Raw genomic sequence first — 12595 nt, 5'->3', positions numbered from 1 at the left:
CAAACCCGGGCGCTGCGTTGTCCACAGCTACCCGACCCAGAACCCCCGGGAGCCGAAGAAGTCGCCGTAGCTGCCGGGTCCGCCGCCGGCGCCGGGGCGCCCACCGCGCCGCGACCCGAGGTACGACCCGACCACCGCGGCACCGAGGTCGCCGGCCTCCGGCGCGACGACCGAGCCGTCGACGCGGCGCGCCATCGAGTCGATGAAGCGGGCCAGGCCGGGGTCCTCGCCCAGCCGGAAGAAGGTGGTGTGGGCACCGATGCGCCGGGCGTTGTCCAGCTCGCGGACGGCGAGCGCGATCGTCATCGGGTGGGGCGGGTAGGAGAAGTAGACGTCCCCGCTCGACTCGAGGTGCGAGGTGGGTTCTCCGTCGGTGACGATCAGCAGCACCGGCTGGGCGTTGGGGTGCTTGCGGAAGTGGCGGTTGGCGAGCAGCAGCGCGTGGTGCAGGTTGGTGCCCTTGGCCCAGCGTGCGTCGAGGGAGGTGAGCTCCTCGATCTTCATGGTCTGGGCGTGGCGGCCGAAGCCGATCAGCTCGAGGCTGTCGCCACGGAAGCGTGAGCCGATGAGGGTGTGCAGGGCGAGCGCGGTCTGCTTCATCGGCACCCAGCGCCCGTCCATCGCCATCGAGAAGGACGTGTCGACGCACAGCGCCACGGCGGCCTGGGTGCGTGCCTCGGTCTCGGCGACCTCGACGTCGTCGATCGACAGCAGACGTTGAGAAAACTCGGTCCCTGAGGAGCCGAGGGACGAGGCGTCTCGAAGGGCACCCGCACGGCGCAGGACGCCGTTGAGGATGGTGCGCGGCAGGTCCCAGGGCTCGGTGTCGCCGAACTCCCAGGCCCGGGTCGCACCGGACAGGTCGCCGGCGGCACCCGCCTGGCGCAGGTCGCGCTGGCCCTGGCGGCCGGACATCTTCTCCGCGACGTCGCGGAGCAGGGCCTTGCCGAGCTGGCGCATCGCCTTCGGGGTCAGCCGGAGCTCGCCGTCGAAGCCGCGCTCCATCGCGCCCGACTCGCGCAGCGCCTGCTCGAGCTCCTTGAGCTTGCGGGCGTCGACCGCGGCCTCGTTGCCGAGCTGGCGGGCGAGCTTGTCGAGGTCGATGTCGTCGAGGCGCGCACCGCCGTACGACTGAGCGATCTGGTCGGCGAGGGCATCGAGGTCGGCGAGGTCCTGCAGCACGCCGGTGCCGTCGCCGAGACCCAGACCCGTGTCGCCCGGGCCGCCACCGAAGTCCTCGGAGCCGCCCCAGTCCTCGCCGGGGCGCAGGGACATCAGGTTCTGGTCGAGCCGGTCGAGCTGCTCCATCAGCGCGGGCGAGCCGAACGCCTGCGCGGACAGCTGCATCAGCTCGGCCCGCTGCTCGGGCGTCATCGAGTTGAGCATCCGTTGCGCGGCCGCGGAGCGCTGGGCCATCGCGTCGAGGAGCTCGTCGATGTCCTGCGGGTCCTCCGGGAAGTGCTGGCCGTGCTGGGCCATGAACTCCTGGAAGTCCTCGGGGGTGTCCTCGCCGCGGGCGTGCTTCTCGAGCAGCTCGTTGAGGTCCGACAGCATCTCGTTGATCGCCTGCCGGTCCTCGTCGGTGGCGTTCTCGAGGGCCTGCTTCATGCCGGAGAAGCGCTGGTCGAGCAGCTCGCGGCCGAGCAGGTCCTTGATCTGCTCGAAGGCCTCGCGCGCCTCGCTCGACTGCCAGTCGTAGTCGTTGAGCTCCGTGACGGCGGCCGCGGGCGAGTCCGGCAGGTTCTGCATCCGCATCTCGCGGAAGGCCCGGTCGCCGTCGTCCATCAGGGCGTCGCGGGCGAGCTGCTTGCGCTCCTCGAGCACGGCCTTCTCCAGCAGCTCGCGCACCTCGTTGAGCGTGCCGTCGAGGTTGTGGCGCTGGAGCAGCTCGCGCCGTCGCTCGGCGACCCGGCGGCCGAGGTCGTCGAGGCCGGCCTGGTCGTCGCCGCCGCGGCGCAGGAACTCCCGCATCGCGCGCTCCGGGCTGTAGCCCGACATCACGTCCTGGCCGATGGCGTCGAGCGCCTCGGCGATGTCCACGGGCGGGGCGAGCGGGTCGCCGCCGTCGTACCTGCGGTAGCGGCTCACTCCCCCTCCCTCCGTACGTCGGCGCCGGCCCGCAGCACGCGTGGGATCTCCGCGACCTCGTCGACCACCTCGAGCAGGAGGCCGAGCGTCTCGGCGGGGGCGGTGGTGTCGACCGCGATGTCGTAGGTGATGCCGGTCGAGGTCCACACGTCGTCGAACCCGCCGTCGGTGGTCACCCGCACCCCTGCGACCGGTACGTCGAGGCGCTGGGCCTCGCGGTAGGTGTCGTTGAGGACGCAGAGCGCCACGGCGAGGTGGAGCAGCTGCGCCCCGTTGGTCGCCGGTCCGGCCAGCACGCCCTCCTCGGTCCACGCGTGCGGAAGCACGACCCCCTCGCCCTCGCGCAGGGTGCCGGATGCGGCGCGGACGCCGAAGGGCGTGGGATCAGCCATAGATCGTCTCGGATCCATCGGAGTCCTTGCCGATCTTGCGGGCGAGGAAGAGGCCCTCCAGGGCCAGCTCGATCGCGGCGGCGCGCTCACCGTCGGTGCGGCCACCGCCCTCGCCGTTCACCCGCTCGCAGACCTGGTCGTACAGCTCGGACTCGCCCAGCACAGGCAGCCCGGTGAGGACGTCGCGGGCGGTGACCGCGCCGCCGGTGGTGATGGTGGCGCCCCCTTCGACCGCGTCGACGAGCAGGGCGAAGTCGAGGCCGCGGAACTTCTCCCGGACCGTCTCGGCGATCGCCGTCCGCAGCAGGTGGGTGAGGATCTCACCCTCGCGACCCTCCTCGCCGGACTCGAACTCGATCTTGCCGCCGAGCACGTCGACCGCGGTCTCGAGGTCGACGACCCGCGCCACGGCACGGTCCTCACCGTGGATGGTCGCGCGACGCAGCGCGGCCGCCGCGATGGTCTCGGCGCCGGCGATCGCGAAGCGGGCCGAGACGCCGGAGCGCTGGTCGACGGCGCTGGACTCGCGCAGGTTGCGGGTGAAGCGGGCGAGCACGTCGACGAGGAAGTCGGGGACGTCGACCTGCTCGGGCAGCAGGTCCGCCTCCTGCCGGATGACCGCGACCTCGGCCGCGAGCTCGCGCGGGTAGTGGGTGCGGATCTCGGCGCCGAAGCGGTCCTTGAGCGGCGTGATGATGCGGCCGCGGTTGGTGTAGTCCTCGGGGTTCGCCGAGGCCACGACGAAGACGTCGAGCGGCAGCCGCAGGACGTAGCCGCGGATCTGGATGTCGCGCTCCTCCATCACGTTGAGCATCGCGACCTGGATCCGCTCGGCGAGGTCGGGCAGCTCGTTGATGGCCACGATGCCGCGGTGGGAGCGCGGGATCAGGCCGAAGTGGATGGTCTCCGGGTCGCCCAGCGACCGGCCCTCGGCGACCTTCATCGGGTCGACGTCGCCGATCAGGTCCGCGACGCTGGTGTCGGGGGTGGCGAGCTTCTCGGCGTACCGCTCGCTGCGGTGGCGCCACGCGACCGGCAGCTCGTCGCCGAGCTCGGCGGCGCGGCGGCGGGAGGCGACCGTGATCGGCTCGTAGGGGTGCTCGCCCAGGTCGGAGCCCTCGATGACCGGCGTCCACTCGTCCATCAGGCCGATCAGGGTGCGCAGCAGGCGGGTCTTGCCCTGCCCGCGCTCGCCGAGCAGGACGACGTCGTGGCCGGCGATGATCGCCCGCTCGAGCTGCGGGATGACGGTGTCCTCGAGGCCGTGCAGTCCGGGCCACGGGTCCTCGCCGCGGGCGAGCAGGTCGAGGAGGTTGGCGCGGAGCTCGGCCCGCAGCGACTTCTGCTGGTGGCCGGAGGCGCGCAGCGCGCCGAGGTCGCCGGGGAGGGATGCAGTCGACGGAGTCGAAGTGGTCACCGTCTCACGCTACTGCGGCACGCAACGGCTGTCCTCGCCCTAGTCTTCGAACGTGGCCATCGTCCTGGGAGTCCTGTGCCTGCTGCTGGCCGTCGTCATCGTGGGCTTCGCCCGCGACCGGGGCCGCCTGCAGCGCCAGCTCGCCGACGCGCAGCACCACATCACGCAGCTCGAGTCCGACCTCGACGCCGCGCTGCGCCCGCCGCCGCCCTCGAACTCCGCCGACCGCGCGGTACGACGCGTGATCCGCGCGGCCAGCAAGGTCCGCGAGCACGGCATCACGGGCCTGATCCAGAGCACCGTCGAGGACCTGCAGAGCTGGGCCAGCGACGACGAGCGCGCCGACATCCTCAACATGGCGGCCTCCGACGGCACGGTCACCCTGTTCTTCTCCGACATCGAGGACTCCACGCCCCTCAACGACCGGCTCGGGGACAGCACCTGGGTGAAGGTGCTCGCCGCCCACGACCGGGTGCTGCGCGCCCAGATCGACAAGTACCGCGGCCAGGTCGTCAAGACCGCCGGCGACGGCTTCATGGTCGCCTTCCGTGACGCCGAGGCCGCCTGCCGCGCCGCCCTGGGCATCCAGCGCGACCTGCCCCGCGACGTCACCCTGCGCCGCTACGGCCCGATCCTGGTGCGGATCGGCATCCACACCGGCCAGGTCGTCGCGCGCGACGGCGACTACTTCGGCCGCAACGTGGCGATGGCCGCGCGGGTGGCCAACCTCGCCCACGGTGGCGAGACGCTGGCCAGCGACGCCGTCCGTGAGGCGCTGGACGACGACGCGGCCGTCGTCCTGGTGGAGCGGGACGCGGTCGAGCTCAAGGGCCTGCCCGGCGAGCACGTGGTGTGGGAGCTCCTCCCGCCGGCCTCCTGACGCCCCGGGCGCTCCGGACAGCCTCCACGCCCCGCTGGACGAGCTCGACGACGACGAAGGCCACGACGACGCAGGCGCCGCCGGCGACGACGTCGACGATGAAGTGGTTGGCCGTGCTGAGGACGGCGAAGACCTGCAGGCTCGGGTAGGCCACGGCGACCACCCGCCACCGGAGGGAGCCGAAGCCCCAGAGCTGGACCGCGCACCACAGCGACCAGCCGAAGTGGAGCGAGGGCAGCGCGGCGTACTGGTTGGTGGCGTCGCCGAGGCCGCGGGGCGCCGAGGCCGCCGATCCCCACCACCCGTAGTCGGCGAAGTGGGCCATCACGTCGATGGTGCCGAGCTCGGGCATCAGCCGCGGCGGGGCCGTCGGCAGCAGCGCGTAGCCGACCAGCGCGATGGCCGATGCGAGCACGAGCGCCCAGTAGCCGCGCCAGTACCTGCGTCCGCCGCGCCGGCGCGACAGGAGCAGGACCGTCGGCGTCATGGCGTAGTGCAGCAGGGCGTAGAAGTAACAGGTCGCCACCGCGAGGACCGGCACGCCCACGATCCACTCGTTGAGCCGGAGCTCCACCGAGGAGAACAGGCCGCCCTCGAACTGCGCGATCTCACGCGCCCGCGCCATGGCGGCGACGGGATCGTCGCCCCAGCCGGCACGAATCACGTTGTACGCGGCGAAGAGACCGACCAGCACACCCATCTCGACCAGGAAGGACCAGATCCGGCGGCTGCGTGAGCGGGCGACCGGCCCGTCCGGACTGGGGGAACTGGGGGGCCGCGGCGCCGGAGGCCGGCTCGCGATCGTCACGGTGGAGCCCACGGCGCTCTCCTCCCCGGGCAGCCACCCCATGCGGCGCCACATGTGCAATGTACATATGTAGAGTACATACGACAACGAGGATGATCGCGAACAGGCACGACGAGGCGAGGGACGGCGAACGACCCGATGGCAGGCAACGAGGCCCTGGAGCAGCGCAGCGAGCAGGCGCGCTCGATCGCGGCCGTGTTCTCCCGCCTGGAGACCCAGCGCCGCGCCTGGGAGCAGCGCACCCCGCTCGGTGTCTCCGAGATGCGGCTGCTGTGGGTGCTGCAGGAGCCCGATGAGTGGACCCTGCGCGACATCGCCGAGCACCTCGGCCTCGAGCAGTCGACCGTCAACCGGCAGGTCAACGCCGCCGTCGCCGCCGGCCTGGTCACCAAGCTGCGCGGCGACGACCAGCCGACGTACCAGTTCCGGGCGTCCGACCAGGGGGCCCGGATGTTCGAGTCCTGCGCCGGACAGATGCTCGACCGCTACCAGGCCGCCCTCGACGAGCTCGGCGACCAGGGCGACCTGTTCGTCGACCTGCTCGACCGGTTCGTCGACCGGCTGCTGGCCGACATGGACGCCTGACGGCGCAGGCGGGTCACACGGAGAGCAGCACCGAGGAGCCGTGGCCGAACAGGCCCTGGTTGGCGGTGATGCCGACCCGGGCGCCCTCGACCTGGCGGCCGGTGGCCTGGCCACGCAGCTGCCAGGTGAGCTCGCAGACCTGGGCGATCGCCTGCGCGGGGACGGCCTCGCCGAAGCAGGCGAGGCCACCGGACGGGTTGACCGGGATCCGGCCGCCGAGGGTGGTGTCGCCGGCACGGAGCAGGACCTCGGCCTCGCCGCGCTTGCACAGCTGCAGGTCCTCGATCCAGTCGAGCTCGAGGGCGGTGGAGAGGTCGTAGACCTCGGCCACGTCGACGTCCTCGGGGCCGATGCCGGCCTCCTCGTAGGCCGCCTGGCCGATGGCCTCCTTGAAGGTGCGCTCCGGCACACCGACGACGGCCGAGGAGTCGGTCGACAGGAGCGGCATGTCGATGACGGTGTTCGGGAAGGTCGGGGTGACCGTCGAGACGGCGGCGACCCGGACCGGGTTCGCGATGCCGTGCTTCCTCGCGTACTCGACGCTGCACAGCACCACCGCGGCGGCACCGTCGGAGGTCGCGCAGATGTCGAGCAGGTGCAGCGGGTCGGACACGACCGGCGAGGCCAGCACGTCCTCGACCGTGGCCTCCTTGCGGAAGCGTGCGTTCGGGTTCGCGAGGCCGTGGCGGGCGTTCTTGACCTTGACCTGCGCGAAGTCCTCGCTGGTGGCGCCGTAGAGGTCCATCCGGCGGCGGGCGTAGAGCGCGAAGTACGCCGGGTTGGTCATGCCGAGCAGCCGGAAGCGCAGCCAGTCCGGGTCGCTCCACCGCTCCCCCGCGTTCGGCGCGAGGAACCCCTTGGGCGTGGTGTCCGCACCGACGACGAGGGCGACCTCGCACAGGCCGGCCATGATCCGGGCGCGGGCGGTGTCGATGGCCTGGGCGCCGGTCGCGCAGGCGGCGTACGACGTCGCGATCCGGGCGCCGTTCCAGCCGAGCGCCTGGGCGAAGGTCGAGCCGGCGACGTAGCCGGCGTAGCCGTTGCGGACGGTCTCGCCGCCGACGACGAGGTCGACGTCGGACCATGCGATGCCGGCGTCCTTCAGTGCCGCGCGGGCGGCGTGCACGCCGTACTCGGTGAAGTTGCGGCCCCACTTGCCCCACGGGTGCATGCCGACCCCGGCGATGGCGACGGTGCTCATGCGGCCACCGGCTTCCAGCGATAGATGGTGCGCTCGCCCGTCTCGTCGACGTTGAGCGTCTCGACGACGAGCTCGACCTCACTGCCGACCCGCAGGTCGGCGACGCCGTAGCCCTGGGCGACCTGGCCGAGGATCACGAGGCCCTCGGGGAGCTCGACCGCGGCCAGCGCGAAGGGCTCGTAGGGGTCGCTCAGCGAGAGGTACGGCGCCGGCGGCTGGTACTGCGCGTCGGTGTAGGACCACACGGTGCCGCGGCGGGAGAGCTCGACGGTGGCGTGCTCCTCGCCGTCGCACGCGGGGTTGCGGCAGAAGAAGGCGGCCGCGCCCGCCTCGCCGGAGACCGGCGGGAAGACGACATTGCTGCAGGCGGTGCACCGGGAGGCCAGCAGGCGTGGCTCCTCACCGGTGGTGAACCAGCCCTCGATGACCGGGGTGGACGTCGTCACGGCGGGGTGCCTCCTGAACTAGAACCTGTTCTAGATCCTAGCAGCGCGGCTGGTACGACACGCGCGCCGGCCCACCGTGCTCGGTCGTCACGCCCCGAGGGCGTCGCCGGCGCCGGAACCGGAACCGATCGGCACCCGCTCGACGACCTCGCTGACCGCGCCGCCGGCGAACCACCGGGTGCGGATCAGCGCGATCTCGTCGAGGGGCCAGGCGCCGACGTCCGCCGGGCGGATCGCGCCGACGAAGGACGCCACCCGGGAGCCCGGCCGCTGGGTGCCCAGCGACGCGACCACCACAGCAGGCTGGAACGAGCGGCGGTCGACGTAGATGTGGATGCGCTCGGCGGCGCGGCCGACCGTGCGGGCGACGTCGGCCAGCACGTCGACGTCGCCGAGCAGGCCGATCGCGACGTCGCCGTCTGGCCGGACCTCGAGGTCCCCCGTCCGCACCACCGGTACGGCCACCGTGGCGAGCTCGTGCGCCACCGCGTCCGCCAACCGCCGGGCGTCATCGGCCAGGACGTTGCCGAGCAGCGCGATGCGGACGTCGAGGTGGTCGCAGTGCTCGGCGCGGACGCCCGGCAGTGCGCCGAGCCGGCCCGCGAGCGTACGCAGCTCCTCGACCACCGTCCCCGGCAGGACGAACGCAGCCCGCAACATCATCGCCATCGCCTCCACGCTGTCGATCGGCAGCGGGAGGTACGGGCTGAGCCGGAATCACTCCTGCTCGGGGTCCTGCTTCGGCGGCGGGCCCGGCTTCTTGCAGACGACCGTGTCGGCCGGCGTGTAGTCGGTGTGGAACTTCTCGGTGTGGTCGATCGCCGACTCGCCGTGCTTGCGGAAGATCCGGGTGACGTCGACCTTGAAGCCCGACGAGCCGGTGTGCGGCTCGCAGTCGGCGGTGGTCAGCGTGCGCGTCGCCGGGGCGACGTAGGCGTAGCGGTCGGACGTCCTCGAGTCGATGTCCCACACCTTGGTGGACCACATCTGGACGGTGACCTTGCCCTGGCGCGAGTAGTCGCTCGGCTCCACCCAGGAGTGGATGAGGATGCCGTGGTCGGTGTCGTTGCGGAAGCGCAGGTCGACCGTCGGCCACGCGACCGTCGCCTCGCGACCGACCGGGTAGCGGTCGATGTAGAACGAGTGCGGCTTGTGCTGGATGTCCTCCAGGCCCGCGAAGAACATCGCGTTGAAGGTGGTCGTCGCCATCTGCGAGACACCGCCGCCGAGGTCGAGCTTCAGGATGCCGTTGCTGATGATGTAGCCCTCGGTGAAGCCGTTCTCGCGGGTGCGCTCACCGACGATGCCGTTGAGCGAGAACTCCTCGCCGGGCTTGAGGATCGTGCCGTCGACCAGCTCGGCAGCGCGGCCGATGTTGGTGTTGCGGTAGTCGGCGTGCGGGTAGGAGGTCGAGAACTCGGACACCTTCTCGACGATGCCGAGGGCCTTGGCGTCCTTCGTCGTGAACTCCGCGTCGGTCACCTGCGCGTCGACCGCACCGCTGCGCTCGGCGCCCGTCTTCGTCAGCAGGCCCTCGAAGACCTGGACGACCTCGGCGGGGTCGAACTCCACGCCGGGCTTCGCCGGGACGATGCGAGGCCTGCCCTTCACGATGCGGACCGTGGCGTCGACCGGCTTGCCGTCGGCGGTCGCGCTGGCGACCAGCTGGGTGAGGATCTTCTCGTCGACGACCGGGACCAGCTCGCCGTCCTGCGGGGCCATCGACAGCGCGGCCGCGAACCGGCGCGGGGGGAGGCGGATCTCATTCTCGCCGAACTCGAGGGTCACCGGGCCGGACATCGCCGGGTCGGCGAAGGCCTCGACCGCCGCGGAGACGTCGTCGGCGTCGATGTCGGGCTGCGCCACGGTGACCTGCAGGTCGACGGATTCCTCACCCGCGAGGAAGGCGTCGGTGATCGCGTCGCGAGCGGCGTCGGCGTCGATCGCCTCGCCGGCCACGGGGGCCACGGTCTGCACGCCGTCGGCGGTGAGCTTCACCTGGCCGTCCTTCGGGGGTGTGCCCAGGCCCCGGGCCGCGTCGGCGAGCTTGGCCCGGAACAGCGCGTCGTCGAAGCGCACGACGGCATCGACGTCATCGCCGCCAGTGAAGTAGCTCCACTGCCGGCCCGGGCTCCAGCTCGACTCGGCACCGGCCGCGTCGAGGGAGGCGTCGTAGTCGACGGCGAGGCCGATGTCGGCCGGCTCGAGCCGCGCCCGGGCCGTGTCGTCGTCGCCGGCGAGGCGGTGCTCGACGGTGATCGCGATCGGGACGTCGCCGCGCGGGCCGAACGTGCGGTCGAGCTTGTCGATCGCGGCGTCACGGGTGAGTCCTCCGACGTCGACGCCGGAGATGCGCGTGCCGCGCGGGACCTTGTCACCGGCCACGGCGTGCGCGGCGGCGTAGCCGCCGCCCACCAGGAGCAGGAGCACGACGACGACCGCCACGACGGCACGCCCGCCGAGGCGCTCCCGCCTGGACCCGTTCCCCGTGTCCTGCGCGACGTCCTCCCACATTCCCACGGGCGCGATCCTAGACAGCCGGTCCGACGGTCCCTGAATCGTCGTCGGGGCCGCGGCGCGGCAGCAGCCCGGCCAGGCCGGCGGCGAGGACCCCGAGCCCGAAGACCAGCAGGACGTAGCCGGAGGCGTCGGTGGCGACGAGGTAGTCCCCTGCCGCGGTCTCGGTCGCCGCCCGCCACAGCAGTCCCATCCACCCCAGCGCGAACGCGAACCGGCCCCACCAGCCCGGCGGCAGGGCGACCAGCGTCGCGACCGTCGTGACCACGCCGAGGACCAGCCCCCACGGGTAGTCGTGGAGCAGCACCGTGCACAGCGCGACGACGCCACCGGCCACGAACAGCAGCACCGCGATCGGGGCGCGCTGCAGCGTCGTCATGTCGTCGTACCGGGTCGGGTCAGGCGGGGATGCCGGCGAAGAGGTCGTTCTCCCAGCCGTTGTCGCCGTCGGCGTTGCCGGGCGTGCCCTGCACGAGGCGGTACTGCTCGAGGCCCCACGCCTGGGCGCCGACGTTGTTGGACAGCGCGAAGAACGGGCCGTCGGTGGTGATCTGGGTGGCGTGCGCCCGCAGCGCGTCGAGCTTGCGCTCGACGTACTCCGTCGCGTCGACCTCGCAGGTGATGTCCGCGTCGGGACGGAACATCGGCGGCAGGTCGCCCTCGGGGTCCATGCCCTCGAAGGTCGTCGTGTCGCCGGCGGCACGCAGGCTCCGCAGGCCCGCACGGATCCGGCTCTCGGAGATGGCGCTCCAGTAGATCTTGGTGATCTCCCAGGCCTCCCCCAGGTCGCGCCGGTACGACGGCGCGGCGGCCAGCTGCGCGCCGTACATCGCGACCCGGTGGGCCTGCACGTGGTCGGGGTGGCCGTAGCCGCCGAACTCGTCGTAGGTCACCAGCACCTGCGGCCGCACCTCGCGGATCACCGCCGCCAGCTGGGTCGCCGCCACGGTCAGGTCGGCGTGCCAGAAGGCGTTCTCGTGGACGTCGTCCGCCGCGACGGCGTGGCCGTCCGCGTGCCACTTCATGCCGGAGTCGCGGTAGGTGCCGAAACCGCCGAGGAAACGGTGGTCCGTGACACCGAGCGCCTTCATCGCCACCTCGAGCTCGCCGCGGCGGTGCTCGCCGAGCCGGTCGTCCTGGTCGGCGGCCAGGTGGGCGAGCTCGGGGACGAGGACCTCGCCCATCTCGCCCGCCGTGCAGGTGACGAGGGTGACGCCGCGACCCTCGGCGACGTACTTGGCCATCGTGGCGCCCTGACCGATCGACTCGTCGTCGGGGTGGGCGTGGACGAGCAACAGCCGGTGGGCCGGGGTGGCGGTCATGATCTCGAGCGTAATGATGGGGTCCATGACGCACACGCCCGGGCGCCTCGCTCTCGCGCTCTGCCTGCTGGCGCCGGGGTGGTCGGGGCTGGCGGCGTGCGGGTTGCTCGACGGCAGCTCGCGGGTCGAGGAGGCGCTCGAGTACCTGCCCGCCGGGGCCACGTCGGTGACCTTCGTGGACCGCGCGGCGCTCGAGGACCGCGACGGCGAGCCCTACGCCGCCCCCTTGACGATCGACGCCCGCGTCGAGTGGGAGGCGTTCGCGACGACCGGCGACGACACCGTCCGGGTGTGGAAGCTCGACGACGACACCGACTTCGAGGCACTCGCGGACGCGCTCAAGAACACCCCCGAAGGCGACGCGGTCCGGCTGGTGCCCGACGAGCGCCTGGCGGTCGCCGGCGACGTCGACACCGCCGTCGCGGTCGCCGGCGACGACGAGGACTCGCTCGCCGACGACGGCAGCTACGCCGACCTGCTCGACGAGGCGCCGGACCAGGACGGGCTGGAGTTCGCGGGGATGACGCTCGAGGCCGGGTGCGGGCCTGCTGCCCTGTTCGTGGTCACCGACGACGTGGTGCGCGCCCACAGCGCGCTGGGACCGGACGCGTCCACCGAGGACACGGCGTTCGCCGACCGTGCGACGGCGTACGCCGGCTGGGTCGCGAGGTCGGGAATCTTCGCCTGCGACTGACCCGTCAGGCGGTGAGGACGTACTTGCCGCCGAGCTCGATGCGCAGGGTGTGGTAGTCGACCTGCGTGATCGACCGGGTGCCCTCGCCGGTGACGAGGCGGTGCAGACCGTGGGGCGTGCGCCAGATCCATCGGTCGGGTCCGAGCTGGTGGACCTCGTAGCCGAGATGTGTCTTGGCCCGATGGGAGTGGCGGGTCAACGGGGTGTCGTTGTGGTCCCCGGTCTGGCCCGGTGGTCCATGTCGG

General features: G+C 72.3%; 14 protein-coding genes. 3 read left to right on the top strand and 11 right to left on the bottom strand.

Annotated features, from left to right (window positions below):
• Positions 1-27: 27 nt before the first annotated feature.
• From ASE20_RS08105 to ASE20_RS08095, 3 genes are read right to left on the bottom strand one after another with little or no spacing between them, the layout of a single operon-like run.
• The gene (locus ASE20_RS08105) at positions 28-2088 is read right to left on the bottom strand and encodes a vWA domain-containing protein (protein ID WP_056894068.1); all 2061 of its coding nucleotides are present in this window, start codon (positions 2086-2088) and stop codon (positions 28-30) included.
• Positions 2085-2480 (bottom strand): OsmC family protein, encoded by a 396-nt coding sequence (locus tag ASE20_RS08100; RefSeq protein ID WP_056894067.1) that lies wholly within the window; start codon positions 2478-2480, stop codon positions 2085-2087. The genes ASE20_RS08105 and ASE20_RS08100 overlap by 4 nt, the downstream gene beginning before the upstream one ends.
• On the bottom strand, positions 2473-3897 hold the full coding sequence (locus ASE20_RS08095) for an AAA family ATPase (RefSeq protein WP_056894066.1): 1425 nt from the start codon (positions 3895-3897) through the stop codon (positions 2473-2475). The genes ASE20_RS08100 and ASE20_RS08095 overlap by 8 nt, the downstream gene beginning before the upstream one ends.
• Positions 3898-3949: 52 nt before the next feature.
• Between ASE20_RS08095 and ASE20_RS08090 the strand changes: the two genes are divergently transcribed.
• Positions 3950-4777 carry an adenylate/guanylate cyclase domain-containing protein gene (locus ASE20_RS08090; RefSeq protein ID WP_082612258.1) on the top strand — a complete coding sequence of 276 codons (828 nt, stop codon included), beginning with the start codon at positions 3950-3952 and terminating at the stop codon, positions 4775-4777.
• Here ASE20_RS08090 and ASE20_RS08085 read toward each other — a convergent pair.
• On the bottom strand, positions 4722-5597 hold the full coding sequence (locus ASE20_RS08085; RefSeq protein WP_056894065.1) for a phosphatase PAP2 family protein: 876 nt from the start codon (positions 5595-5597) through the stop codon (positions 4722-4724). The two genes, ASE20_RS08090 and ASE20_RS08085, sit on opposite strands and share 56 nt — an antisense overlap.
• A 126-nt stretch (positions 5598-5723) precedes the next feature.
• On the opposite strand from ASE20_RS08085, the gene ASE20_RS08080 reads away from it, so the two are divergent.
• Entirely contained in the window at positions 5724-6170 is a 447-nt protein-coding gene (locus ASE20_RS08080; RefSeq protein WP_056894064.1) for a MarR family winged helix-turn-helix transcriptional regulator, read from the top strand.
• Between the two features lie 13 nt (positions 6171-6183).
• Here the strand turns inward: ASE20_RS08080 and ASE20_RS08075 are convergent, their stop codons facing one another.
• The 6 genes from ASE20_RS08075 to mshB form a co-directional block, all read right to left on the bottom strand.
• Positions 6184-7371, bottom strand: coding sequence for a lipid-transfer protein (locus ASE20_RS08075; protein WP_056894063.1), 1188 nt, complete (start codon positions 7369-7371; stop codon positions 6184-6186).
• Positions 7368-7817, bottom strand: coding sequence for a Zn-ribbon domain-containing OB-fold protein (locus ASE20_RS08070; protein ID WP_056894062.1), 450 nt, complete (start codon positions 7815-7817; stop codon positions 7368-7370). Before ASE20_RS08070 ends, ASE20_RS08075 begins: the two co-directional genes overlap by 4 nt.
• 87 nt (positions 7818-7904) lie before the next feature.
• Positions 7905-8486 carry a 2'-5' RNA ligase family protein gene (locus ASE20_RS08065; RefSeq protein WP_157538423.1) on the bottom strand — a complete coding sequence of 194 codons (582 nt, stop codon included), beginning with the start codon at positions 8484-8486 and terminating at the stop codon, positions 7905-7907.
• A 48-nt stretch (positions 8487-8534) separates the two neighbouring features.
• Positions 8535-10331, bottom strand: a complete 1797-nt coding sequence (locus ASE20_RS08060) for a VanW family protein (RefSeq protein ID WP_056894060.1) — start codon at positions 10329-10331, stop codon at positions 8535-8537.
• A gap of 16 nt (positions 10332-10347) precedes the next feature.
• Complete coding sequence (locus ASE20_RS08055; RefSeq protein ID WP_056894059.1) at positions 10348-10713, bottom strand: hypothetical protein; 366 nt, start codon at positions 10711-10713, stop codon at positions 10348-10350.
• A 19-nt stretch (positions 10714-10732) separates the two neighbouring features.
• Positions 10733-11656 (bottom strand): N-acetyl-1-D-myo-inositol-2-amino-2-deoxy-alpha-D-glucopyranoside deacetylase, encoded by a 924-nt coding sequence (gene mshB / locus ASE20_RS08050; RefSeq protein WP_056894386.1) that lies wholly within the window; start codon positions 11654-11656, stop codon positions 10733-10735.
• A 25-nt stretch (positions 11657-11681) separates the two neighbouring features.
• Here mshB and ASE20_RS08045 point away from each other — a divergent pair, with 25 nt between their 5' ends.
• Positions 11682-12350, top strand: coding sequence for a hypothetical protein (locus ASE20_RS08045; protein ID WP_056894058.1), 669 nt, complete (start codon positions 11682-11684; stop codon positions 12348-12350).
• A 4-nt stretch (positions 12351-12354) separates the two neighbouring features.
• Here ASE20_RS08045 and ASE20_RS08040 read toward each other — a convergent pair.
• Positions 12355-12595, bottom strand: a 241-nt coding sequence (locus ASE20_RS08040; RefSeq protein WP_225869042.1) for a hypothetical protein, incomplete at its 5' end; no start/stop codon positions are given.

This window comes from Nocardioides sp. Root240 (assembly GCF_001428825.1).
GTDB lineage: Bacteria > Actinomycetota > Actinomycetes > Propionibacteriales > Nocardioidaceae > Nocardioides.
The sequence above is the reverse complement of the archived record's forward strand: the minus strand, read 5'-3'. Positions and strand labels throughout refer to the sequence as shown.